This is a genomic window from Mesobacillus sp. QJM3NY_10 (assembly GCF_056173465.1).
Map to the genome: position 1 here is coordinate 927169 of NZ_CM149675.1, position 26033 is coordinate 953201.

General features: G+C 44.0%; 22 protein-coding genes. 16 read left to right on the forward strand and 6 right to left on the reverse strand.

Annotation, left to right across the window (positions count from 1 at the left end):
- The first annotated feature begins 15 nt into the window (after window positions 1-15).
- The gene (locus AC0VX7_RS04680) at window positions 16-600 is read left to right on the forward strand and encodes a molecular chaperone TorD family protein (protein ID WP_475426891.1); all 585 of its coding nucleotides are present in this window, start codon (window positions 16-18) and stop codon (window positions 598-600) included.
- Window positions 601-897: 297 nt separating this feature from the next.
- Here the strand turns inward: AC0VX7_RS04680 and AC0VX7_RS04685 are convergent, their stop codons facing one another.
- On the reverse strand, window positions 898-1122 hold the full coding sequence (locus AC0VX7_RS04685; RefSeq protein ID WP_475426892.1) for a DUF1128 domain-containing protein: 225 nt from the start codon (window positions 1120-1122) through the stop codon (window positions 898-900).
- 288 nt (window positions 1123-1410) lie between these two features.
- Complete coding sequence (locus AC0VX7_RS04690) at window positions 1411-2766, reverse strand: alanine/glycine:cation symporter family protein (RefSeq protein ID WP_475426893.1); 1356 nt, start codon at window positions 2764-2766, stop codon at window positions 1411-1413.
- A 319-nt stretch (window positions 2767-3085) separates the two neighbouring features.
- On the opposite strand from AC0VX7_RS04690, the gene AC0VX7_RS04695 reads away from it, so the two are divergent.
- Together AC0VX7_RS04695 and AC0VX7_RS04700 are read left to right on the forward strand one after the other, a co-directional pair.
- Window positions 3086-3448, forward strand: coding sequence for a YtxH domain-containing protein (locus tag AC0VX7_RS04695; protein WP_475426894.1), 363 nt, complete (start codon window positions 3086-3088; stop codon window positions 3446-3448).
- Window positions 3449-3499: 51 nt separating this feature from the next.
- Complete coding sequence (locus tag AC0VX7_RS04700; RefSeq protein WP_215036002.1) at window positions 3500-4315, forward strand: YihY/virulence factor BrkB family protein; 816 nt, start codon at window positions 3500-3502, stop codon at window positions 4313-4315.
- Between the two features lie 847 nt (window positions 4316-5162).
- On the opposite strand, the gene AC0VX7_RS04705 is transcribed toward AC0VX7_RS04700, so the two are convergent.
- The gene (locus tag AC0VX7_RS04705; RefSeq protein WP_475426895.1) at window positions 5163-7082 is read right to left on the reverse strand and encodes a heavy metal translocating P-type ATPase; all 1920 of its coding nucleotides are present in this window, start codon (window positions 7080-7082) and stop codon (window positions 5163-5165) included.
- 194 nt (window positions 7083-7276) lie between these two features.
- On the opposite strand from AC0VX7_RS04705, the gene AC0VX7_RS04710 reads away from it, so the two are divergent.
- A complete protein-coding gene (locus AC0VX7_RS04710) occupies window positions 7277-8215 on the forward strand; it encodes a DMT family transporter (protein ID WP_475426896.1) in 939 nt (312 codons plus the stop codon).
- 15 nt (window positions 8216-8230) lie between these two features.
- Here the strand turns inward: AC0VX7_RS04710 and AC0VX7_RS04715 are convergent, their stop codons facing one another.
- Window positions 8231-9409 carry an MFS transporter gene (locus AC0VX7_RS04715; RefSeq protein WP_475426897.1) on the reverse strand — a complete coding sequence of 393 codons (1179 nt, stop codon included), beginning with the start codon at window positions 9407-9409 and terminating at the stop codon, window positions 8231-8233.
- A 158-nt stretch (window positions 9410-9567) separates the two neighbouring features.
- Here AC0VX7_RS04715 and AC0VX7_RS04720 point away from each other — a divergent pair, with 158 nt between their 5' ends.
- From AC0VX7_RS04720 to ggt, 5 genes are all read left to right on the forward strand, one after another.
- Complete coding sequence (locus AC0VX7_RS04720) at window positions 9568-9954, forward strand: OsmC family protein (protein ID WP_475426898.1); 387 nt, start codon at window positions 9568-9570, stop codon at window positions 9952-9954.
- Between the two features lie 266 nt (window positions 9955-10220).
- Window positions 10221-10838 carry a YczE/YyaS/YitT family protein gene (locus AC0VX7_RS04725; protein WP_475426899.1) on the forward strand — a complete coding sequence of 206 codons (618 nt, stop codon included), beginning with the start codon at window positions 10221-10223 and terminating at the stop codon, window positions 10836-10838.
- Between the two features lie 157 nt (window positions 10839-10995).
- Window positions 10996-11829, forward strand: coding sequence for a YfkD family protein (locus AC0VX7_RS04730; protein WP_475426900.1), 834 nt, complete (start codon window positions 10996-10998; stop codon window positions 11827-11829).
- A 171-nt stretch (window positions 11830-12000) separates the two neighbouring features.
- Complete coding sequence (locus AC0VX7_RS04735; RefSeq protein ID WP_475426901.1) at window positions 12001-12792, forward strand: YtxH domain-containing protein; 792 nt, start codon at window positions 12001-12003, stop codon at window positions 12790-12792.
- A gap of 133 nt (window positions 12793-12925) precedes the next feature.
- Complete coding sequence (ggt, locus tag AC0VX7_RS04740) at window positions 12926-14611, forward strand: gamma-glutamyltransferase (protein ID WP_475426902.1); 1686 nt, start codon at window positions 12926-12928, stop codon at window positions 14609-14611.
- A 42-nt stretch (window positions 14612-14653) separates the two neighbouring features.
- Here the strand turns inward: ggt and AC0VX7_RS04745 are convergent, their stop codons facing one another.
- Window positions 14654-15157 (reverse strand): DUF421 domain-containing protein, encoded by a 504-nt coding sequence (locus tag AC0VX7_RS04745; protein WP_475426903.1) that lies wholly within the window; start codon window positions 15155-15157, stop codon window positions 14654-14656.
- A 181-nt stretch (window positions 15158-15338) separates the two neighbouring features.
- Here AC0VX7_RS04745 and AC0VX7_RS04750 point away from each other — a divergent pair, with 181 nt between their 5' ends.
- From AC0VX7_RS04750 to rlmD, 5 genes are all read left to right on the forward strand, one after another.
- Complete coding sequence (locus AC0VX7_RS04750; RefSeq protein ID WP_475426904.1) at window positions 15339-15524, forward strand: SE1561 family protein; 186 nt, start codon at window positions 15339-15341, stop codon at window positions 15522-15524.
- Between the two features lie 442 nt (window positions 15525-15966).
- Entirely contained in the window at window positions 15967-17520 is a 1554-nt protein-coding gene (locus tag AC0VX7_RS04755; RefSeq protein ID WP_475426905.1) for a fumarate hydratase, read from the forward strand.
- A gap of 108 nt (window positions 17521-17628) precedes the next feature.
- Window positions 17629-18438, forward strand: coding sequence for a delta-lactam-biosynthetic de-N-acetylase (gene pdaA / locus AC0VX7_RS04760; RefSeq protein WP_475426906.1), 810 nt, complete (start codon window positions 17629-17631; stop codon window positions 18436-18438).
- A gap of 302 nt (window positions 18439-18740) precedes the next feature.
- Window positions 18741-19601 (forward strand): DNA-3-methyladenine glycosylase family protein, encoded by an 861-nt coding sequence (locus tag AC0VX7_RS04765; RefSeq protein ID WP_475426907.1) that lies wholly within the window; start codon window positions 18741-18743, stop codon window positions 19599-19601.
- Window positions 19602-19616: 15 nt separating this feature from the next.
- Entirely contained in the window at window positions 19617-21194 is a 1578-nt protein-coding gene (gene rlmD / locus AC0VX7_RS04770) for a 23S rRNA (uracil(1939)-C(5))-methyltransferase RlmD (protein ID WP_475426908.1), read from the forward strand.
- A gap of 34 nt (window positions 21195-21228) precedes the next feature.
- Here rlmD and AC0VX7_RS04775 read toward each other — a convergent pair whose 3' ends face one another.
- Window positions 21229-21783, reverse strand: coding sequence for a TetR/AcrR family transcriptional regulator (locus tag AC0VX7_RS04775; protein WP_215035862.1), 555 nt, complete (start codon window positions 21781-21783; stop codon window positions 21229-21231).
- A 163-nt stretch (window positions 21784-21946) separates the two neighbouring features.
- Here AC0VX7_RS04775 and AC0VX7_RS04780 point away from each other — a divergent pair, with 163 nt between their 5' ends.
- Both AC0VX7_RS04780 and AC0VX7_RS04785 read left to right on the forward strand, forming a co-directional pair.
- On the forward strand, window positions 21947-24004 hold the full coding sequence (locus tag AC0VX7_RS04780; protein ID WP_475426909.1) for an efflux RND transporter permease subunit: 2058 nt from the start codon (window positions 21947-21949) through the stop codon (window positions 24002-24004).
- Between the two features lie 2 nt (window positions 24005-24006).
- On the forward strand, window positions 24007-25794 hold the full coding sequence (locus AC0VX7_RS04785; protein WP_475426910.1) for a YhgE/Pip domain-containing protein: 1788 nt from the start codon (window positions 24007-24009) through the stop codon (window positions 25792-25794).
- Window positions 25795-26033 lie beyond the last annotated feature (239 nt).

Sequence of the window (26033 nt, forward strand, 5' to 3'; positions counted from 1 at the left end):
ATGAAGGTGGAGACAATGATGGAAGAACGATATGGAAAGCTCGCAATCGCGAATATCATGACAAGCATCTGGCTTGGGGAATGGGATACCTATGAAGCATTCATGAACGATGTCCCTGAAGGAATGCGAGAGGAGCTTACATTTCATTCATTTTACAATCGGGATGAAGTGCAGCTCTGGTATGACAATCACTTTTTCATACCGGGAGACCACTTTGTCTCCCCTTATTTTTCATCATACACGAAAAATAATGAAGATGAAGAAGCTCGCAGGCACGACCTGCTTTGCCTGATTGGTCTTTATGAAAAAGCAGCCTTCTACTTCCCACTTGAACAAGACAGATTGCCAGACCATTTCGGAAGCATGACAGCGTTCATGAGTTCCATTTTACAGGGAGAGATCAAAGCGGAACAAGAGGGCGACGGCGAATACCTACAGCAGCTGGAAGAAATTGAAGCGGAAATGATGACCAGATTCATCAAGCCGGTCCTCAAACCACTGCTTGAAAACGCCGAAGCAAAGATCAACCATCCGTTCTTCAAAGAGTTTCTCAGCTTTTATGCAGAAATGATGAGTGAAAATTGGGTGGAAGCAGCTTAAATCATGAAACGGTCCACAAAATCGAGGACCGTTTTTGAATTTGAGAATATCGTGAGTACATTTTGGATTAATTTGACCACATTTGAAGATAATTCGACCACATTTTGAATTAATTCGACCACATTTGAAGATAATTCAACCACATTTTGAATTAATTCAACCACATTTGAAGATAATTCGACCACATTTGGAATTATTTCAACCACATCCTAAATTAATCCACCCACATTCACGTTATGTTGACTACATCTCATTACACAACAAAAAAACAGGCACCCAATTCAGTGCCTGCTGCAATTACTGCTTTCTTAAGTTTCCGAGCTCTTCAGCGATCGCCTGCATTTCATTGGGGCTGAAGTTACTTTTTCGCATGATCATATCATAGATTTCTTTTAACTCTTCATACATATCGCCGTCAAAATGTGTTGATTTAATCGCGCCAAGGTTCATGAACTTCAATTTTTCTTTGATTTTTTCGATCATGAAGTCAACGTTTTCTGGGGAATTTTTAGTTAGGTCCACACCGTTCATCCTTTCAATGGTTGTACTAGGTTAGTTTTCGTAAAGTTTGTTGTTAAAATCCTAAAGCCGATTTTAACGTAATATAAAGCCGTTTTGCAGGTCGGTACCTGAGTTTGCATGCTCTTTTCTCATAAAAAGAGTCAATTTGCGAAGAAAAATAGGGCATTCAATCCTATGTTGTAGTCAATAGAAACAAAGTTTGAGAAAAGAGCTTTGTACAACCATCTTTCCACGTTGTGTTAAAAAAGTCAATTACAAATCCGGCGCCATTGGGACGCCGGATTATGCTTAGGCATTATACGTATTAGATTCGTTCTTTTCTTCCTTAATAGCATTCAAAATCTTCCTTGTTTCAACTACGACCACGCCAGACAAGCCGAGCAATCCGATCAGATTCGGGAAGGCCATCAATCCGTTCATGACATCGGCTATACCCCATACAACTTCAAGCTGGGAGATTGCTCCGATGAACACAGCAACGACAAACGAGATTCTATAGTAAAACACGACATTCTTGCTGAACAGATAGGAGAAGCACTTCTCTCCGTAATAAGACCAGCCGATGATTGTCGATGAAGCGAAGAACAGCAACCCGACAGCGACGATCACGGATCCGGTCTGGCCAAGGAATTTGCCGAAGGTCGCTGAAGTAAGGTCGGCTGCTGTAGTATCTCCTGTGTACAAGCCGCCCATGACGATAGTGATTCCTGTGATGGAACAGATGACAATTGTATCAATGAATACCTGAGTCATCGACACAAGTGCCTGGCGTCCAGGGAGATCCGTCTTGGCTGCTGCAGCAGCAATCGGTGCAGACCCGAGTCCTGCTTCATTGGAGAACACGCCGCGGGCTACACCCATACGGATTACAGTTCCGAGCGCGCCGCCGGCCACAGCCTCTCCAGTAAAGGCATCTGTAAAAATAAGTGCAACTGCTGCTGGGACGAGATCAAAATTCATAATCATGACCACAAGACCAGCAAGAAGGTAAAATGCTGCCATCACCGGCACAAATAAAGCAGTGACTTTACCGATGCTCTTAATTCCGCCAATCAGGGCCAGTGCGGTAAAAATAGTCAACACAAGACCCGTTACCCAGGCAGGAACAGAAAATGTTGATTGTACGACGCTTGCAACTGAGTTTGATTGAACAAGGTTGCCAATCCCGAAAGCCGCAATCGCACCAAACAATGCAAATAAAACACCAAGCCATTTTTGGCCAAGACCGCGTTCTAGGTAATACATCGGACCGCCGGACATCTCTCCATCCTTATCTTCAACCCGGTATTTCACGGCTAAAACAGCTTCCGCGTATTTTGTGGCCATTCCGAAAAATGCGGTTATCCACATCCAGAACACGGCACCAGGTCCGCCTGTAAAAATGGCTGTTGCGACACCTGCGATATTTCCGGTACCGACAGTTGCAGCAAGTGCTGTCATCAAAGCTTGGAAATGTGAAATATCCCCTGCGGATCTTTTGTCCTGTTTTTTAGTAAAAGCCAGCTTGAGTGAGTATGGCAGCAGCCTCATTTGCAAGAAGCCAATGCGGAATGTAAGGTAGATTCCCGTCCCAACAAGCAGGATCAATAAAGGAGGTCCCCAAACCCAGCCGCTGATTTTTCCAATCCAATCTTCAAATGTCATGATGCTCCCCCTTAAAAAGTTATATTCGGAAAATGTTCTTCAACAAGAATATTCTGATAATTAGTAGTAAGTCAAGCGATATCCATTAGGTAAAACTTAGTAGTTCAGATCAAATCATGCGTGACTAGTTGACGTAAAGGTGTTTTGCGGTTCCTAAAATATTATACATTTTTGAAATTCACGGGAGCGGTACTCTTAAAAATTCGCAATATTTTTCACAATACTTGCATGAAGTGATGGCAATCGTGGAAAATGTTAGTTAGGAGGCAGGCAATGAGGGGCCTGCAAAATGAGAAGGAAGACTCTAGGAGGAGAAAACATGGGAAGTTCGAAAAAGTTTTGGATGGGCATGGTGTTGGGCGCTTTGGCTGGGGGAGCGGTTACCCTTTTGGAAAAATCGACACGCCAGGCTGTAAAAGAGGATTTCAGCAAGGTTTCCAGCGGTGTTTCGTATGTTGTAAAAAACCCAAATGAGTTTATTGAAGACCTGAGAGAAACAGCGAATAAAGTAAGAGCAACAGTGGAACAAGTAACAGAGGACGTTGCTTTTATCACTGAGAAGGTTGAAGAAATTAAGGATGTACCGCCTCAGGTTACAGATTTGGTCAAAGATACAAAAGAAACGCTGAGAAAGATTGCGGCATCCGGACAAACACAACAGCATATAGATGAAACAGAATAATGAATTGACAAGCCCCAGGCAGGAGCAAGGAAGCATAAATGAGGTGAATGGATGGTTGATATATCATTTTTCAGGCATATGTGGCAAAGGATTCAAGAGGACGATGTTCCGGCACTTGCCGCGCAGCTTGCATATTTCTTTTTGCTTTCCTTGTTTCCGCTTTTGATTTTCCTGGTAACGCTTGTTCCATATCTGCCAATTTCAGAAGTGGATATCCTCGGCTTTTTTGATGACTATGCACCTGGTAATTCGATGGATTTAATCAAAAACAGCCTTGAGGATATCATGAAAAAAGACGGCAAATTGCTGAGCTTTGGATTATTGGCGACAATTTGGTCAGCCTCAAACGGGATCAACGCGATTGTAAGGGCATTTAACCGTGCATATCGGGTAGAAGAAACAAGGTCTTTCATCGTAAGCAGGTTTATGGCAATATTTTTGACATTTGCGATGATCTTTGTGTTTCTGGTCGCTTTGATCCTTCCCGTGTTTGGAAAGGAAATTGGAAGCTGGCTGTTCGCGAATTTCGGACTGAAAGAAGAATTCCTTTACGTCTGGAATATGCTTCGCTGGGTGATCAGTATTTTGATTTTATTCATTGTTTTTCTTGGGTTGTACTGGATTGCTCCCAACAAGAAGCTGACCTGCGTCAGCGGCATACCGGGATCAATTTTCGCAACCGGAGGATGGGTGCTCGTATCACTCGGATTCTCCTACTATGTCAGCAACTTCGCTTCCTACACCGCCACATATGGCAGCATTGGCGCAATCATCGTTTTGATGATTTGGCTCTACTTATCCGCGTATATCATTATCATTGGCGGAGAAATCAATGCCTATTATAGCGAAAAGAAAGCAGGGTGTTGATGACATTCTTTATCCTGAAATTACCTCAGATAACGTCTGCTGTTTTAGAAGAAGATATAAAAGGGGCTTGCTCCTCATTTTGATTAAGGGGGAATTCAGGATGACAAAGAAGACAAAGAAGGACGGTAGCACCAAGCAAAAAGGCAAAAGCAACCACAGCCAAAAAACATCTGGTTCAGCAAACGGATCAAACGGATATCACTAACATCAGGCGCCCCCATTCGGAGGGCGCTTTGTCATTTTTTGCAGACAATACAGTGACCTCGGAGAAAGTATGGAATATCCAAATAGAAGTTATAACGGACAGAAATCACGGGAACTGATGAAAAAAGTCCATCAGGGCCATGACGGACAAAAATCATGGGAACTGATGAAAAAGTGTCCATCATCAAGGCCATGACAGACAGAAATCGGAGGAAACAGAGAAGAAGTGTCCGTCATCAAGTTCATGACGGACAGAAATCACGGGAACTAATGAAAAAGTGTCCGTCATCAAGGCCATGACGGACAGAAATCGGAGGAAACAGAGAAAAAGTGTCCGTCATCAAGGCCATGACGGACAGAAATCACCGGAACTGAAGAAAAAGTGTCCGTCATCAAGGCCATGACGGACAGAAATCACCGGAACTGAAGAAAAAGTGTCCGTCATCAGGGCCATGACGGACAGAAATCGGAGGAAACAGAGGGGAAATGTCCGTCATCAAAGCTATGATGGACAGAAATCGATGGGAGCAGAGGAAAAGTGTCCGTCATAAATGCCATGTGAGATGTTAACAGCCATACTTCATTTCAGTAATCTTCAAGTAACGAAAAAACTCCCACTGGATTAACCAGCAGGAGCTTCGTTTTATTTCAACAGCCTCAAGCTATTCAAGATAACCAGTATCGTGCTTCCTTCGTGGCCGATGACGCCGTATGGCAGGTCAAGCAGCTGCAGGAAGTTGGAGGCGATCAGCACCATGATTACCAGGATGGAGAAGACGACGTTTTGCTTGACGATCCGGTTCATCCGGCGGGACAAGTTGATGGCTTCGGCGATCTTCGGCAGGTCGTTTTTCATCAGCACGACGTCTGCTGTTTCCAGGGCGACATCAGAACCTTCGCCCATTGCGATGCCCACGTTCGCGGTTGCGAGCGCTGGTGCGTCATTGATGCCGTCTCCGACCATGGCAACCTGGCCGTATTGCTCTTTCAATTTCTTCAATTCGTTAACCTTTGTTTCGGGCAGACATTCAGCAATATATCCTTCCACATGGCTTTCGGCTGCGATTGCTTTTCCGGTGTTTTGGCTGTCGCCTGTGAGCATGACAGTGTAGATGCCTTCTGATTTCAACAGGTCGATTGCCTGTTTTGTTTCTTCACGGACAACGTCTTTCAAAGCAATTAAACCTGCCAGCTGCCCATTCCGTTCGATAAAAACAATCGTTTTTCCCTCAGCTGCAAGCTCTAACGCAGCGCCTCCAGAAAATGCTTCTGCTTCAGGCCTTCCGACAAAGTCAGCTTTTCCGATTTTCCAATCCTCATTTTCAAAGTGAGCCTTCACGCCCCAGCCAGATACATCCTCAATGCTTTCTGGATGAACAAGCTCTTTACCAAGCGTAACTTTCGAGTGTTTGACGATTGCGTTAGCCAGTGGGTGGTTGGAGTGGCTTTCTATTGAAGCCGCTTTAAGCAGTACTTCATCACGATCCAGTCCATCAGCCACGATCAAATCCGTTACTTCAGGCTTACCTTTTGTCAACGTTCCTGTTTTATCAAAAGCAATTGCCTTAAGGTGGCTCAGGTTTTCCAGGTGGACACCGCCTTTAAACAAGATTCCGTGCTTCGCTCCATTCGAAATTGCCGACAAAGTAGCAGGCATAATCGAGGCAACGAGTGCGCATGGGGAAGCGACAACAAGCAGGATCATCGCGCGGTAAAACGTCTCCGTCCAGCTCCAGCCAAGCAGGTAATGTGGAACGAACATCATCAGCACAACGACAGCCAGAACGACCTTCACGTACGTGCCCTCAAACCGTTCGATGAACAGCTGGGAAGGGGATTTTTCACTTTGGGCGTTCTGGACTAGCTGGATTATTTTTTGAAAAAGCGTTTCATCATTTCGTTTTGTGATTTCAACGGTAAGCGATCCGGTCAGATTGACCGTACCGGCAAAAACATCGTCGCCGGAATCCTTTGAAACCGGAATCGATTCCCCGGTGATGGCTGCCTGGTCAATCGTCGTCTGCCCCCTGGCAACTTTTCCGTCTGATGGAATCCTTTCACCAGGTTTTACCAAAATTAAATCGCCAATTTCCAGTTCCGAAACGTGCACTCTTTCTTCCAAGCCACCTGAAATCCTCAATGCTTCTTCCGGCTGAAGCTCCATCAAGGAGGAAATTTCCTTATGGCTTTTGTTCATCGTATACGTTTCAAGCGCTCCGCTCATCGCAAAAATGAATATTAGGATTGCGCCTTCTGTCCAGTATCCAATAATGGCCGAGCCAATCGCAGCAAAAATCATCAGCATTTCAACGTTCAATTCTTTGTCTTCGATTGTGGCTTCTATGCCTTCCTTCGCTTTTGCAAAACCGCCAATGACATACGCAAGGATAAAAGCGATGACAGATGCTGTTTCTGAATCTCCCTTGCTCAAAATCCAGCCAGCAGCGATCAGGATCCCGCTAATGCTCGCGGCGATCAGTTCTGCGTGAGGCTTGATTTTTTCTATAAAGCTTACTTCTGGGACCGAGTTCTGCTTTGCTAATACATTTGCTCCCTGTGCCATCCTTTTCTCCTCCTTTAAAATCTCTAAATGATACTAATAATCACAATCATTCCCCTTAAAAAACACGAAAGCTGCCACCAGATTGGTGACAGCGAAAATCCAAGTCAAAAGATACATATTGTGTTCACTATTATGTTACCATACAATATATGCTTTTTAAAAGAATAATTGCTTTTGTCTAAGGAGATAGTTTGATGACAACTAAAGACTTTTTTACACACCCGCTTGGCATTGCTGTTTCGGCTGCCGCGGCGACCCTCCTATGGGGGAGTGCGTTCCCATTTATAAAATTGAGCTATATCAGCCTTGATATCAAGCCAGAAGAGATGGGTGAGCAAATGCTGTTTGCAGGATACCGTTTCCTGCTTGCCGGGCTGCTGATATTGATCTTGTTCCTTCTTTTAAAAAGGAATATGAAGTTCAGGCCAGAGACGACAAAGTCACTTCTGAAAATTGGCCTGTTCCAGACGTTCCTGCAATATGTCCTGTTTTATATCGGACTTAGCTATTCAACTGGAATCCAGGGTTCAATCATTGCCGGGACCACTTCGTTCTTCCAGATCCTGCTTGCGCATTTCCTTTATCCAGATGACAGGATGAGCCGTTTGAAGGTTGCTGGGTTGATGGTCGGATTCACCGGGGTCATTTTCGCGAATTGGCCAAATGGGGATTACGAAATCAGTTTTGGCATTGGTGAAATCCTGCTGATGGGAGCAATGATGGCTGGCGCTTATGGAAATATACTCGCCAAGCAGGGCAGCGGCAAAATGGAGGTCATTTATTTAACGGCTTACCAGATGATTCTGGGATCTCTTGGTTTGATTGCAATTGGAGCTTTTTCAGTCGGCCTTGCTCCTTTTGATTTCGACCTTAAGTCAGGCTTGATGCTCCTCTATTTGGCATTCCTTTCAGCCGCAGGCTTTATCTTATGGAACAATGTCATGAAATACAACCAGGTCGGCAAGGTGTCATTGTACCTGTTCTTAGTCCCTGTATTCGGTGTGATTTTATCAGCACTCCTACTAGACGAACCATTACATTACTTTGTCATAGCCGGATTACTATTTGTGGTTGTCGGAATCGTTCTGGTCAACCGGCCTGCACGAAAAAGAAACAGCCTCCCTGCAGAATAGGGAGGCTGTTTTGCGTTACACAGTATTTGCCTGTTGTGAGGAACCTTCATGCCGAACAGCGACAAGGGCAATAAAAATCAACAGCAGCATCGTGCTGATCACGTAAAAGAAACTGATGCCTTTCAGCCATTGTATGGCCAGCCCGCCAATAAATGGACCGCTGATGCTTCCAAAGCTGAAGAAAATGCCGCACATTAGATTGCCTGCTGGCAGCAGCTGTTTCGGAAGAAGGTCTGCCATATAGCTGATTCCAAGTGAGAAAGTTGATCCAACAACCGTTCCTGCTAAAAAGAAGCATATAAGCAGTCCGATTGTCGAATCCTCGAGCAAACCGGCGGCAGTAAAACTGATGAAGCCGGCTAGCGTGACGACAATCAACACATTCCTCCGGCCGAGCTTATCACTCAATATCCCTAATGGAAGCTGTGAAAGGATCCCGCCGATTGCGAATGCCGGAAGCAAGAGTGCGACCGCATCGACGCCGATTCCCGATCTCATGGCATAAACAGGGAAGTTGCCGTTAAGGCTCGCCTCCAAAAATCCATAGCCAAATGGCGGCAGGAACGCAACCCATGCATATTTGAAAACTTTTCCAAATCTCTTCATGGTCCCGAAGAAAGACGTACTGTCCGTATCATGTTCAGGACGCTCGTTTTTCAGCAGCCAAACGGTCAGCCAGGCGGCAAGACTGATGGCAGAGGAAATAATGAAAGGCAGGGTCGTGTTTATTTTTACAAAACCTGTCATCAACGGGCCAGCAGCGAACCCCAATCCGAAAAACAATCCATAGAGCGATATATTCCTTCCAAGTCGGTCTTTAGGTGAAAAGGAAGTTATCCAAGTCTGTGTCGCAAAGTGAAGCATGTGGTCGCCAATGCCAATTGCCAGCCTAAGCAAAAACCAGAACCAAAAGGACTTCCATAATGGAAATAGCGCAAGTGAGATGGCTACGGTAAAGCCGCCAATGAGAATGATGGGCTTGTAACCAAATCTGCGGAGCGGCGCTTCCATTAATGGAGAGGCAATCAGTATTCCTAAATACAAGCCTGTGGCATGAAAGCCATTCATCGATGACGACACACCATCTTGTTCAAAAATAATTGCAATCAATGGAAGCAGCATTCCCTGCGAAAATCCTGAAATGGCGACTATGCTGACCAAAATCCAGAAACGAAGCTTCATACTTATATTCATAATAAAATCTCCCTAAGTACTTAATACTCTTTAGATGTTAACGATATAAAATTTTATGCGCAACGGTTTTTATTTTTATTTGTGGAAAAAATAGTGTAATCTCATGGTAATAGTCATAATTAACTTTTAAATAGAGGTTGCGATAGGGGAGAGATAAGATGGAATTCAAAATGAAACCGGATGTGGGTTTTTATACAGAAGTAGGCTTTGGAAGGCTGGATGTTGCTGGTGACGAAGAGTATGGTTTTAGGCCCTACCAGCTGCTCGTGTCATCAGTTGCGGTATGCAGCGGCGGAGTTCTTCGCAAGGTATTGGAAAAAATGAGAATGGACATCAAGGATATACATATCCAGGCTGATGCTGAACGAGTTGAAGAGGAAGCGAACAGAGTAAGCAAGATTACGGTTCATTTTCGCATTGCCGGCAACAATCTTGATGAAAAGAAAATCGAAAAGGCAATGGTGTTGACGAGGAAAAATTGTTCAATGGTCCAATCGGTCGCAGGCAGCATCGAGGTTGAAGAAACGTTTGAAATCGTTCAATAAATGTTCTAAAAGGCGAGTTACACCTTTAGCTCAATATGCTATAATGAGTATTGGAATTTACCTGTTTTAATATAATAGAAACAATGAACTCTGTTCCGGGAGGACAGGGTTCTTTTTTCGCTGTTAGAACAAGATTTCAGACGCTTTATGGATATTTCGAGCTGGATTTGCCTGTGAAATGTCTAATAGTATCAGTCTTAACAGAACCTTCAGGCTCACCCAAAAATACTTAATAATACTGTTATATAAGAAGGAGAATATGAAATATGGCTTTTGTTTATCGCACTCTATTTTACATCATTGGGTTGATTATTCTATCTTTTGGAGTATCGATGACCATTAAGGCTGGATTGGGAACAGGTGCATGGGATGCACTCAATGTCGGCTTATCACAAACTGTGGGGCTGACGCCTGGCAGCTGGGTTGTGATCGTTGGGATTGTCATGATCTTCGTCAATGCGGCTCTAGTAAAAAGACGTCCCGATGTAGCTGCGATTATCACGCTGCTCATCACCGGTGTGCTGATTGACTTCTGGCTTTTGCGTGTGTTCGAAGACATGGTAGTTACCGGCTATGCAAAGCAATTTGGAGTCTTTGTTTTGGGAATGGTAGCACTAAGCTTTGGACTGGCGGTTTATCTGCAGCCGAAATTCCCGTTGATTCCTATCGACAATTTCATGATGGCATTAAGGGAACGGTTCGGGCTCAATCTGATGGTAGCCAAAACGCTTGGTGAAGTATTTGCCTTGTCTGCTGCGTTCATTTTTAAAGGACCAATCGGTATCGGAACATTAATAGTAACTTTCGCGATCGGCCCGCTGATTCAATTGTTCTACCCTTACTGTGAAAAACTCTATAATAAGCTAATCACGTCTGCACGATGATTTTGAGGCTCTGTCCATAAACAGAGCCTTTCATTATGTCTGTAAAACAACAAAGTTTCCGAAAAGCTCCATAAATCTTTGGATAAAGTTAATGAACTCCGAAAACACTATAAACAAACTTATAAGTTTCCTGTAGTGAAAGGAGAAAACAACACCAATGAAAAAAGCAGCAGCTATCCTTGTGATGACGATGGTTTTCATGATGTCTATTTTAGCGCCTGGCTTTGCTGAAGAAACAAAGACGAAAAAAGCTCCACAGCCTAAGCAGGCTGAAAAAGCAAAGTATACCATTCCTAATTCTGTCATGAATGTCACGAAGGACAACACTTACCCTAACCCGACGGAGGATTTGCCTTTCCTTCAGCCAAGCGAGCTTACGAAGAACTTGATCAAAACATCAAAAGTGAAAATTGAGAACCCGGATTTAATTCGTATGCTGAATGAAACGACCATTAACAGCACACCTTTTGCAATCGGCTATCGTGCGATTGTTTACCTAGGAGAATGGCCGTTGAATTATGTATCTAGTGAAACTTCCCCAAACTGGGAATTCCAGAAAATCAATACGAACTACTATGATAATCGCGGTGGAAATTCTATTTATCAAATTCATTATGTTCAAGAGCAGCAAAAATCTGTTAAGGGCGGCTTGACGGCAAAAATCAAGAACGCTGAAGATGTGCAAAAGATGATGCTTTTAAAAGCAGCAAAGAAAACAGGATTGCCGCTTGCGTTTGAAACAATAGTCGGCGCCGGTACGAAAAAAGACCATATCTATAATATCCAGCCCAAACGCCTCGGTTACCTTTACGCCTACGCACCAGCTATAAATGAAAAGGGCAAGGTGACATATGGAGAGGTCTACTTGATGCTAAAAGGGAGCAAGAAAATCATCGTCGTCAAAAATGTTGTCTCCCAGGGAATTGGAGCATGGATCCCGATTCAGGACCATGTAAGCTTCGGTTTTGTTTCCAGCGAAAGACCAAGATAAATAGAAGAAGAAAGCCTTATTCCTTTTAAAAGGAGTAAGGCTTTTTATTGCCTTTCGGTAATTTTTTCCTCTTGACAAAAGGTATATATATCCTGTTTAACGCCTGTCCAGGCCGGGAATTAGATAGACATAACCAAATGAAACACCAAACATTAAAGGAGGAAATATATTATGTCTGAAAATACTCTTTCAAACAACCAGAACTCAATGGGTAACAATTCAAACTCATACAATATGAACAGCAACATGTACACTTCTTCAACGGAGAATGCTTCATACGATACAACAACTGGTACAACAACATACGGAAGCGCAACTTCAGGTGATTCGTATTCAAACAATACTTCAATGGGCGGCTACTCTAACAGTTATGGAGTAAGCTCAAATAACTCAAGCTCATCAAACGGCAAGCTCATGAAGGGCGTTCTCATTGGAGCGGCAATCGGTGGTGCATTGACATTGCTTGATTCAAACACTCGCTCAAAGGTGAAGGACAAGGCTGTCAATGCAAAAGACACCTCGATGAATGTGTTCAGCGAAGTTAGGAACAATCCTTCTGACGTGAAGGAGCAAATGATGGGGAGCTTTAAGGAAGCATCCAGCATTTTAAAGGAAGCAATCAGTGATGCGCAAAACCTTTACCAGCGCCTGAATGATGATGTATTCAGCAAGGTGAATGAGGCAAAGTCCAATTCTTCCGAAGCTATGCAAACAGTGATGGACGCGAAGGATGAACTTAAGGAAGTTGGATCAAAAGTGAAGGAAGCAGGTTCTACTGCAATGGACAACCCAGTGGTAAACTCTGCATCTGAATCAGGTTCTTCAAACTCAAGTTCAAACGGCGCTGCTGATGCATATTCAACTGGCATGGAAAGCAAACCGTCTGATACTACAGGCCTAGGGAACACTTCCAATACCTTCACGGTATCACCGGAAAACCAGAAGAATGACAACAACCGATAAGTCAAACGATAAGCCAGTCCTGATTCCCAGGACTGGCTTTTTATTGTCTTTACTCCCATATTTTTGTTTGTTTCCTTGCTTGGTTTAAGGGGTATTTAATAGTACAGGCAGATAGATAGGGAGGACATTGTCAATGGATAAGGAAATGAAACCACGCTCTAACAGGTGTGATTATGATAGAGAAACAGCAACGGGTAAAATTGCGATGGCGGCATCGGCGCACCCGATCGCCACAAATGCCGGAGAGAAAATTCTCCGTGAAGGCGGCAATGCGATTGATGCGGCCATCGCCATCCAATTTGGTTTGAATGTCGGAGAACCAATGATGACCGGCATCGGCGGCAGCGGCTTTTTCATGGTTTATCATGCCGAAAGCAAAACAACGAAAATTTTTGATGGCCATACAAGGGCACCGAAAGCGGCACATCCGGAACTTTTTTTAGATGAAAAGGGAGATGTTGTCCCTTTTAAAGTGAGATCAACAAATGCCACAGGAGTAGGTGTCCCGGGAATTCTGAAAGCCATGGAAGCGGCAAGGAAGGAATATGGAACAAAGCCGCTTGCAGAATTGATCGAACCGGCTGCACAGGCAGCTGAAAACGGCGTGGAGGTCAACTGGGTGATGGAAGAAATCCTCAACACCTTTGATTACCGACTAGGCGAGCATGCGAAGGAATTGTTTCAGCCAGGAGGCAAATCCCTTAAGGAAGGGGATGTCTATCAGAAGGAGCACCTCGCGAAAACATTTCGTATCCTTCAGCGTGATGGAATTGAAGCATTCTATGAAGGTGAGATTGGTGAAGCGATTATCTCCACACTAAAAGAGCTTGGCGGGATTATGGAAATGTCTGATCTCAGAGACTATGAGATCACAATTGATGAACCTGTCTGGGGGACGTACCGAGACTACAAAATAGCTTCCTCTAATATGCCAAGTGCCGGCGGAACAACGATGCTGCAAATTTTAAAACTGCTCGAGGGCTTTGACCTGAGCAAGTATGACGCGAAATCATGGGAAAAATATTATTTATTTACCGAAGCAATGAGGATTGCTTTTTCAGATAAAATCGCTTTTGCAGGGGATCCTGAGTTTGGAGAAATTCCGTTAAAAGGATTGCTCAGTGAGGAATATCTTGCTGACCGCCGGAAACTGATTAATTTTGAACGCAGAAATGATGCTGTCGACTTCGGAAACCCATGGGCCTATATGGATGGAAAAGAAATGAACGTGGTCCGACAGCCTTTCGAGCCTGAAAAGGAAAGAAGTGAAACGACGCATTTCACCGTCATGGATAAATGGGGAAATATTGTCGCCTGCACATCTACCGTTGAGCATCCATTTGGCTCTGGAATCATGGTGAAGGACCATGGCTTTGTATTGAACAACGAAATGACTGATTTCGATGCTGTCCCTGGCGGTTTGAATGAGATTCAGCCAGGCAAGCGTCCAGTGAGCTGCAAGACGCCGACGATTGTTTTCAAGGATGAAAAACCTGTATTGACGTTAGGCTCTCCAGGTGGTCCGACGATCATCGGGTCGGTATTCCAAACAATCGTCAATGTTCTTGATTTTGGGATGGATCTTAAAGAAGCTATTGAAGAGCCAAGGATTTTCAATAGTACAGGCCCGCTCATTGGCTGGGAATCGGGAATCAGCATGGAGGCGAAGGGAGAATTGGAATCGATGGGATTCGAGTTCGCCGATGGACCATTCCCGCTTGGCAATGTCCAGGCAATCAAGATTGATCGTGAAAAAGGCCTCATATATGGAGCGGCAGATTCGAGCCGGGAAGGGAAGGCTACTGGGCTTGATGAATAGCTAGATGGAAAAGAAGCAGGCTGAATCTAATTCAGTCTGCTTTTATTTGTCAACATTATCCAGAGTGTTGGTCTTCGAATCTGATTTTTTTATGACAGATATGCGGCCGTCTGTTTCGAGGACGACGGCTTCCACCTGTTCCATCGAACTGATGCCGCTTGAACGTGCTGCCTGGAGAATTTCAACTTCCAGCACACGCTCTTTTACTATATTTTCTTTTAAATATTCCCCTTGATAAAAAATCAATTTTGGATCTGATTTGATTAGCTTCTTGAAGCCATCTGAACGGATGGACAGCCATGCTACCAGATACTGAAGGGCAATTAGTATGAAGAAGGCGGAGATTCCTTCAACGAGAGCCACATTTTTATTCAAGAGGATGGTTGCTAAAGTTGAACCGAGCGCGACTGTTACGATCAAGTCGAAAGCATTCATTTTGGATAACGTTCTTTTGCCGGAAACTCGCAGCAATAAAACAAGAGCTGAATAAGCAAGCACACCGACAATCAGTGTACGCCACACCGCATCCCAGGAATTAAAGAGCATATTATCACCTCATATATGTTTTTTCCTAAAAAAGCATGGGCAAACATTTGGAGAAAGGGGAATACTATCCAATAGATGTGCTACTCCTTATCTTTAAACTATTCAGTAACTATTTGCCGTAATATTGCACAATTCCCCATTTTTAGGTAGGATGTTAAAGGTAGTGAAAGGAGCGAGAATTTTGGGAAGTCCGATAAATGATAAAAATACGCAGGTTGTATTCTTGAAACAGCGTTTGGAAATGTTTGCTGAGTTGCTTGAAGCAATTGATCCGGTAGAAGCGGACCTTGAGGATATTGACCGCATGATCCAGATCGTCGAAGAAATGGACGCAAAATGCCGCGAATTCAAGAATCGCGATATGTAAAAAAGACCTTTTTGATGAGGTCTTTTTTTTGTGTGTTCAAAAATACTTGTCGGGGCTGACCAAGGCGCTTGCGCTTTTCTTTGTCCAGCTCCAGCGCCTAGCCAGTTTTCATCCCGGAATTGGCTTCCTGGAGTATCTTGCGAGAAGCGCTAGCTTTGAGCAGCTCGGGACGTTTCGGTCCGCCCAATGAAGTCAAAGAACGACTTCAATGTCAGGCCCTCTGAGGCACAGGATGTGCAAACCCGACAGCCACAGGACGTGGCGTTCTAGTCGGGCAGCGCTTTTCGGGGCTGATCAAGGCGATTGCGCTTTTCTATTTTGTAAACGATTCCACTTTCTATCTTTAAATCGCATGATGATAGGAGTATAATGATATCGGAGAAATTGTTATAATATTTTCACATATAAAGAGCTAGAAAGACAAGGGGAGAGGGGTAGTCAGATGAATATCGAAAAGTTTCAGGAAAGCATGTACCAGCTGATTGTTGAAACATCCACGAACCTGCCGAAGGATGTACGAAGGGCGATCAAAGAGGCGGCAGAGCGCGAGAACGCGGGAACCCGTTCGGCAATGAGCCTTGATACGATCAAGAATAATATTAAAATGGCTGATGACAATGTATCACCAATCTGCCAGGATACGGGCCTGCCAACCTTCAAAATCAAAACTCCGGTTGGTGCCAACCAGATTGAAATGAAAAAAGCGATTTACAATGCTATTGCGCAGGCAACGAAGGATGGGAAATTGCGTCCGAACTCTGTTGACTCATTGACTGGGGAAAACAGCGGAGACAATCTTGGCGGCGGAACTCCTGTCATTAAGTTCGAGCAATGGGAAAAAGATTATATCGACGCTCGCCTGATTTTAAAGGGCGGCGGCTGTGAAAATAAGAATATCCAGTACAGTCTTCCAGCTGAGTTAGAAGGACTAGGACGCGCTGGCCGTGACCTGGATGGCATCCGTAAATGCATCATGCATTCGGTCTACCAGGCACAGGGACAAGGCTGCAGTGCCGGTTTCATCGGTGTTGGTATTGGCGGCGACCGTTCTTCCGGTTACGACCTTGCGAAAGAGCAGTTGTTCCGTACGGTTGACGATATCAATCCGCATGAAGACCTTCGCGACCTTGAAGAATATGTAATGGAAAATGCCAACAAGCTTGGAATCGGCACGATGGGCTTTGGCGGCGAAACAACGCTTCTTGGCTGCAAAGTTGGTGTCATGAACCGTATTCCGGCTAGCTTCTACGTATCTGTAGCATACAATTGCTGGGCATATCGCCGTCTAGGTGTAGCTGTGAATCCTGAAAGTGGAGAAATCCAGGAATGGATGTACCAGGAGGGCGAGAAGATCGACTTCGCACAGCCTGCAGCCCAGGAAATCGCCGCAGCAGTTGAAGCACCGGAAGAACAAAATGTTGTTACTTTGACTGCCCCAATTACAGAAGAGCAAATCCGCCAGCTTAAGGTGGGGGATGTCGTGAAAATCGACGGAATGATGTATACCGGCCGAGACGCAATCCATAAGTATCTGTCAGACCATGATTCGCCAGTTGACTTGAATGGCCAGGTCATCTACCATTGCGGTCCAGTTATGCTCAAGGATGAAGAAGGCAACTGGCATGTGAAGGCAGCAGGACCGACAACAAGTATTCGTGAAGAACCTTACCAGGGAGATATTATGAAGAAGTTCGGCATCCGCGCAGTCATCGGAAAAGGCGGAATGGGAGCGAAGACGCTCGCTGCTTTGAAAGAACATGGCGGTGTTTACCTGAACGCAATTGGCGGCGCAGCTCAGTACTATGCTGACTGCATCAAATCCGTAGAGGGCGTTGATCTTATGAATTTCGGTATCCCTGAAGCCATGTGGCACTTGAATGTAGAAGGCTTTACAGCCGTTGTCACGATGGACTCGCATGGAAACAGCCTGCACGAGGATGTTGAAAAATCATCCCTGGAAAAATTGGCTCAATTCGCTGATCGAGTATATAAGTAAATATAAACGAAAGGAGACTCGCTGTTAGGGCGGTCTCCTTTTGCTATTTATAAGAATTTTTTTCACCTGCTGACAAACAATAAGGAAAAATATCAATGGAGGAACATCATGAAGACGATTGTTAAAGTATTGCTTACGTCGGCGCTGCTGCTCTTGATTACTTTGCCAGCGACAACTGGTGCGGAGGAAAACTCCAACTCACCATTGCATTGGGGCTTCAAGAAAGGCCGCAACGGAAGGCAGGCAGATGCGGGCAGGATGTTTGAGGTCATCCTCGAGGACCATGGGGCAGTTTATAAAGGTGACAAGAATTCGAAGGATATTTATTTAACGTTCGATAATGGTTACGAAAATGGTTATACCGAGAAAATCCTCGATATTTTAAAAGAAGAAAAAGTTCCCGCGGCTTTTTTTGTGACAGGACATTATCTCGAAAGCGCTCCGGAGCTTGTCTCGCGGATGGCAAATGAAGGCCATATCATCGGCAATCATTCCTGGCACCACCCTGACATGACGAAAATTAGTGATGAGAAAATCAAAAAGGAACTGGAAATGGTCAGAGCTGAAACAGAAAGAATCACTGGTAAAAAGCACATGACGTATTTGCGGCCGCCGCGCGGGATTTTCAGCGAAAAAACGATGGCAGTGGCGAAGGAAGCCGGATACACGCATGTATTCTGGTCACTCGCGTTTGTTGACTGGAATACGGACCAGCAAAAAGGTGCGCAGTATTCATATGATAAAATCATGACGCAAATCCATCCGGGCGCAGTCCTGTTGCTGCACACCGTATCAAAGGACAACGCAGACGCGCTGGGAAAAGTAATCAGGGATTTGAAAGAACAAGGCTACAAATTTAAAAGCCTTGATGATTTGATGCTAAGCAAGAGTGGAATGAAGGATCCGATGTTGTATTGATGGAGTGTCCCGGTATTCATATTGTGCCGGGACTATTAAAATTGGTAAAAAAGCTTGTTTTTTTCCAAGTCGCCAATAAAATAGGATTTTCGCCAATAAAGTTGTGAACTTCGCCAATAAAGTGAAATTATCGCCAATAAAATTACAAAATCGCCAATAAATTTAAAACCTCCGAAAAAGGTTTGATTTTTCGTCTAAATATATGGCCTATTTTATAAAACCACGACCAAACCTTCACTATTTTCGAAAAAAACCAGCGAAAGTGCTATAATACGGGGAAAATACTTAAGGGCGGTTTGTGTATGTGGGAAGAAAAGGTGGCTTTTTCGGGGCCCTATGATTTTGATCTTGCTTTAAGCAGGCTTGCACTCGATCCATTGCATTCAGTTGACATCGAAAAGCGACTTGTTAAGGTTCCGCTTTCTTTTAATAATGAAAAAATCGTCGCAGAGGTCATCGGAACAGGTTCTCTGGAAAATCCTGAATTCCTTATCCGTGCTGATCACGATAAAGAAATGACGTTACAGCGTTTAACTGAAATTTTTCAATGGAATGTGGAATTGATCCATATTCATGAGCATTTCCAAACGACGGAGTTAAAGAACTTGTTCAATGAACATTATGGCACTCCGCTTGTCCTGGAATTTGATCCCTTTTCTAGTTTAATCAAGAGTATCATCCATCAGCAACTGAATTTGAAATTTGCATTTACACTGACAGAGCGATTTGTAAAAACATACGGTGAAGAGCTTGACGGAGTCTGGTTTTATCCGTCGCCTGAAAAAGTGGCGCAGCTTACGGTTGAGGAGCTGCGTGAATTGCAATTCAGCGGACGGAAGGCAGAGTATGTGATTGGAATCGCCGAACTGGCAGCGTCCGGACAGCTTGATTTTGAAAAATTGAAATCGAAACCTGATGCAGAAGTGGCCCAGGACCTGATCAAGATTCGCGGAGTTGGTCCATGGACGGTTGAAAATTTTCTGATGTTTGCACTTGGAAGGCCGAATCTGTTCCCAATGGGGGATATTGGCATCCAAAATGCGCTGAAGAAATACTTTAACCAGGAGGAAAAGCCGACTCCAGCGCAGATGGAAAAATATAAAGAACCATGGAATCCTTATTTAAGCTATGCTTCGCTCTATTTATGGAGAAGCATTGAATAATTGGAGTGAAGTTTTATGAAAAAAGAGCAGCCAATAAATGTAGAAAAGCAAAACAAAGCCGATTTGAAGACGAAAAAGGCACCACAAAACAAGGGCCAGCAGAAAAAAGGTCCTCATAGCAAAGATGAGTACAAAAAAGGTTCTCATAGCAATGATGAGTACAAAAAAGGTCCTCAAAGCAAAGCCACGTATAAGAAAAAAGGGCAGCAATCGCAAAAAGACCAGCAAACCGCAAAGCTGGAGCTGAAGCAGACCTTCCCGCTGACAATCAAGCGGCTTGGCATCAATGGTGAGGGTGTCGGTTATTTTAAGCGCCAGGTGGTGTTCGTGCCTGGCGCGCTGCCTGGTGAGGAAATAGTCGCGGAGGCAACAAAGGTCCACCCTAAGTTTGCTGAAGCGAAAATCAAGAAAATCCGTAAACAATCAGAGCATCGAATCAAGCCATTGTGTCCGGTATACGACCAGTGCGGTGGCTGCCAGCTCCAGCATTTGCGTTACGACCAGCAGCTCAATGAAAAGCGTGACATTGTCATTCAGGCTTTGGAACGCCATACAAAGCTCAAAATCGACGAGTTGGAAATCAGGCCGACGATTGGAATGGAGAATCCATGGGGCTACCGGAATAAGAGCCAATTTCAGGTTGGCGAGAAGGATGGAAAGGTGCTTGCGGGCCTTTATGGCTTGAATTCACACAACTTGATCAATATCGAGCAGTGCGCGGTCCAGCATCCGGCAACTACGAAAGCTACCGAAGTGGTAAAAGGCATTCTTCAGGATTTGAAGATTCCGATTTACAATGAGAAAAAGCATAAAGGGCTCGTTCGGACAATCGTGGCGAGGACTGGGGTCCAGACTGGCGAGCTGCAAATAGTCCTTATTACGACCAAGAAAGAGCTGCCGAAAAAGGATATCATCATTCAGGAAATCAAAAAACGGCTTCCTGAGGTCAACTCAATTGTGCAAAATATTAACGGGGAAAAGACATCCGTCATCTTCGGAAATGATACAGCGACTCTTGAAGGCAGCGATTTTATCCAAGAAACACTTGGCGATCTGCAATTCGAATTATCGGCGCGGACGTTCTTCCAGCTGAATCCTGAACAGACTGTAAAACTCTACAATGAAGCGAAATCAGCCGCCATGCTGACAGGAAAGGAAAAGCTTGTTGATGCGTATTGCGGTGTTGGGACAATCGGATTGTGGATGGCCGACAAGGCTGGCGAGGTCCGAGGAATGGATGTCATTCCGGAATCGATCGAGGATGCAAAGAAAAATGCCTTAAAACACGAAGTCAATCATGCCAGGTTCTATATGGGCAAAGCAGAGGAACTGCTTCCGAAATGGCTGAAGGATGGCTGGCGTCCAGATGTGATCGTCGTCGATCCGCCACGAACAGGCTGCGATGACGCATTCCTGCAGACCGTTCTGAAAATCAAGCCGAAAACTTTTGTGTATGTTTCCTGCAACCCGTCAACGCTCGCAAAGGATATCATGACACTGGGCTCCCAATATAAAGTTGAATATATCCAGCCAGTGGACATGTTCCCGCACACTTCACAGATTGAGAGTGTCACGAGACTGGTACTTAAATGATAAAAGCGCCGGCCCGGAATTTAAGGCTGGCGCTTTATCGTATATTTGATAGACCTTTATTTATGAAGTTGTTAATAATTTCGGCCATTTCCTTTGGTGTTTTATCCATCCCGTTTTCTACCCAATTTTTAATGACATAAATACTACCACTGACAACAAAGATATTTATATATTCAAATGTTTCAGTGTCAAACTGGCTGTCAGAAAGCCAGTTTTTGAAAATATACTCCTGGGTGATCATCATCCCTTTTTTCTGAAAGTGGACATCACTATTTTCGCTTAGAAGCATTTGGCATACGTCGGGTTTTTTTGCAATATACTCAAGGATCTTCTCTGTCATCATTAAAGCTTCTTCTTCTTTGGAAAAATTGTAATGGTTAAGTGTCAAAACCATGTCTTCAATGAATTCTTCCTCAATTGCATTCAACAGGTCAAATTGACTGGAATAATGAGAATAAAAAGTGGAACGATTAATGTCTGCCAACTCACAAATTTCTTTGATCGTGATGTTTGAAATGGGCTTATTCTTCAATAACTCCATCAGACTTTCCTTTAAAACCATCCTTGTATACTTTTTTCGTCTGTCCATTTACTAGCACACTTCCTTTATCTGTAAAAAAGCGAGTTAACCAACAGAAAGTAGTTTTCTGTTGTGAATCAAACGTTATGTTCACAACTGTTTGTTGAATAGACAACACCGTGTTTATATAATGATAAAGTGTAATGGCAAAAGACTCAAGTGAGGTTAAAGAATGATAAGCATTGCAGAAAAAATCATAAAACATAAGAAAGCTGTTGTGATAGCGTTTGTTATATTTGCGTTAGTATCGACGATGGCGCAATTTTTTGTGTCGGTCAATTATAATATGGTGGATTATCTGCCAGAGGATGCCCAGTCCACAAGGGCTATGGAAATCATGGAGAAGGAATTTACTGCTGAGGTACCGGATACGAGGGTCATGGTAAGGGATGTATCCTTGCAGGAAGCACTCAGCTTAAAAGAGAAATTGTCAGCCATTGATGGTGTAGGAGAGGTCATTTGGCTGGATGATGTGGCGGATTTGAAAACTCCCCTCGAAATGGCAGATGCGGAGACAGTAGAAAACTATTACAAGGATGGGAACGCATTGTTCTCGATCAGTGTCCGCTCAGGTGATGAGGTTGCGATTACCGATGCTATTTACGAATTGATTGGCGATGAAGGAGCGATCGCAGGCGAAGCGATCAATACCGCATCTTCGCAAAAAATGGCTGGAACTGAATCCATGTTTGCGGCCATATTGCTCGTTCCAATCATTATTTTCATTCTGGTCGTCTCAACTACATCATGGGTGGAACCGTTATTTTTCCTGACGGCAATTGGCGTTTCGGTCCTGATCAACCTTGGAACGAATATTTTTATCGGCGAAGTTTCCTTCGTCACCCAGTCAGTAGCCCCGATTCTGCAGCTGGCGGTTTCGCTCGATTATGCCGTATTTCTGCTTCACAGTTTCTCTGATTATCGAAAGAAAACGAATAATCCAGAAGAAGCGATGCAGCTAGCAATGAAAAAGTCATTCCCGGCGATCACCGCCAGTGCGGCAACAACCTTTTTCGGATTCATCGCATTAACATTCATGAAATTCGAAATCGGCTCAGACCTTGGAATCAACCTGGTAAAAGGAATCGTCTTGAGCTTCATCAGTGTCATGGTGTTTTTACCGGCGCTTACTTTACTATTCTACAAATGGATGGACAAAACACAGCACAGAAGCTTTATTCCGAGCTTCACCGGGATTGGTGACTTTGTCGTAAAACTTAAAATCCCAAGCCTGCTGCTCGTTTTTGCTATCCTTGTTCCAAGCTTTTTGGCACAAAGCAATACGGCATTTACGTATGGGCTTGGCGAACAACCGGAAACGACACGTGCCGGCAGTGATTTTACAGAGATTAAGGAAGCTTTTGGAGAAACGACTCCAATTGTCCTTTTGGTTCCAACAGGAGATCGGGCGAAAGAAGCGGAGCTTGTCCAGGAGCTTGAGAACCTGGATTACGTCACAAGTGTGATTGCCTATGTGAATATGGTAGGCTCGGTCATCCCGCCTGAGTACCTGGATGAATCAATTACGAGCGAGTTTTATTCAGAAAATTACAGCCGTATTATCATCAATACCAACCAGGGAACAGAAGGGGATCTTCCTTTTTCGATTGTTCAAAAGGTAGAAGAGGAAGCTGCGAAATATTATGGAGACCAGGCGCTTAGTTTAGGAGAAAGCGTAACATTGTATGATATCAAGAATGTCGTGAATAAGGATAATATCGTAGTGAATGTGTTGACAGTCGTGACGATTGCGGTTGTCCTGCTGGCAACCTTTAAATCGATTTCAATTCCGCTGGTACTGCTGATCACGATTCAATCAGCAGTCTGGATCAATCTTTCGATTCCTTATTTTACAAGTTCATCACTTGTGTTTGTCGGATACTTAATCATCAGTACGGTACAGCTGGCGGCAACAGTGGACTATGCCATCTTGCTGACGGAAGCTTATCAGCATAACCGCAGGGAAATGTCCGCTAAAAAAGCAATCGTGAAAACATTGGATGAAAAAACGTTCTCCATCTCAATATCTGCAGCGATCTTATCGAGTGTTGGGTTTATTTTATGGATGACGTCTTCCAACCCGATAGTTGGATCCATCGGCTTATTATTAGGCAGGGGTGCATTGCTTGCCTTTGTGATGGTCGTGTTCTTATTACCGGCTATGCTGCTCGTATTCGATAAATTCATAAAAAAGACGACCTATAAAGCAAATTTTCACGAGGAGAAATGATGATGAGAACAAAACAAATACTATTTGCTGCGCTCGGATTGATGATCTTCTTGCCTTCATTTCTTAGTTATGGAGCTGCGGCAGAAGCTGAAGGGAAAATCAATTCTAAGGATGAAGTCGTATACGCTACATTAAAATCCAATGGAGAACTCGATGACATTTACGTCGTCAATACTTTGGAGGTAGCGAAGGCAGGAGAAATTCTTGATTATGGGAAGTACAGAAGCGTCAAGAACCTGACTGATCTGTCCGAACTTGATCAGAACGGGCAGACTGTTCAAGTACATGCCCCAGAAGGAAAGTTTTATTATCAGGGAAACATGGAAGACAATACGGAATTGCCATGGGATATAGGGATTTCCTATCTACTTGATGGACGTGAGGTTGAAGCGTCTGAGCTTGCGGGAAAAGAAGGGCATCTAGAAATCAAAATTAATACTGCTGCCAATGAAAAGGCAGATGCTGTTTATTTTGAAAATTACTTATTGCAAATTTCATTTATGCTCTCTAATAGCTATCAAAATATAGAAGCAACTGGCGGCATGGTTGCGAACGCAGGAAAGAACAAGCAAATTACTTTCACTGTCATGCCTGGGCAAGAGGAAAGCCTTAGTGCGGAAGCGGAAGTTAAGGACTTTGAATTCAGCGGCATCGACATTGCAGCGGTTCCTTCCACTCTTCCGATCGATACTTCAGAAATGGAGAACATGACGGATGACATGTCGGCATTGTCTGATGCAATCAGTGAATTGAATAATGGTGTGGCTGACTTGAAAAAAGGTGTGTCCCAATTGAACAATGGTGCAGTAAGCCTTCGTGATGGTTCCGGACAATATAAAAACGGAATTAGCCAGTTGGACGGCTCTTCATCTGAAATAGTAGGGGCATCCAGCTCCATTGGCGATGCATTGAAAAAAATCAATTCATCCCTATCTGAGGGATCTGCTGAGATGGATCTGTCGAGCCTTAGTGAATTGCCTGGAGGACTCACACAATTAGCGAATGGACTGAATCAAGCGGCAGCTGGACTGTCTGAGTTACGTGAAAATTACTTAATGGCATATAGTGCATTAGATGGCGCGATTAAAGGAATCCCTGCGCATCAGCTTTCAGAGGAAGAGATATCTGGATTACTTAGCAGCGGTGCTGACGTAAATGTTGTCAATAAACTGGTTGAGACCTATAAGGCTGCTCAAAAAGTGAAAGGGACATATGCCAATGTACAGGAAGCTTTTGCGGCAGTGAACCCTACTTTGAACCAGGTCAGTGGATCTGTAAAAGTAATGAGTGGGAACCTTACAACAATCGCTAACGAACTGTCCGCTTCCCTCGAGGAAATGGATATGGGTGCACTTGGCGAACTGCAGAAAGGTCTCTCGACATTGTCCTCAAATTACGGACAGTTCCATTCCGGATTGGTAAGCTATACAAAAGGAGTAAGTGAGTTATCTTCTTCATATTCGCAGCTGCATTCAGGAATTTACGGATTGACAGGCGGAACGAGCGACTTAAATAAAGGAGTCGGCGAACTCCACAGCGGAACAAGTGAATTGCATCAGGAAACGAAAGATCTGCCTGAGCAAATGCAGCAGGAAATCAATGAGATGATCAAGGAATATGATAAATCAGACTTTGAACCAGTATCCTTTGTTTCCGCAAAAAATGAGAAGGTGACTTCCGTACAGTTCGTGATCAAAACAGAAGCCATTGAAAAAGAAGAGCAAGAGACAAAGAAAGCAAAGCCTGAGAAAAAGAAAGGCTTTTGGGATCTTTTATTAGAGTTATTTTAATGAGTTAGGGACAGTTCAGGAGGCCTAATGATGGGCTTCAGGACTGTCTCTTTTGTTTTTTTAAGGCTCTTTTCTCAAACTTTGTGCTATTGACTTCAAAATAGGATTGAATGACCTATGTTTCTTCACAAAATTAAAGCTTATTAGGAGAAAAGAGCTTGCAAACTTAATACAGACATACAAAATGGCTTTTTATCACGTTAAAATCGGATTTAGGATTTTATCAACAATCTTTACAA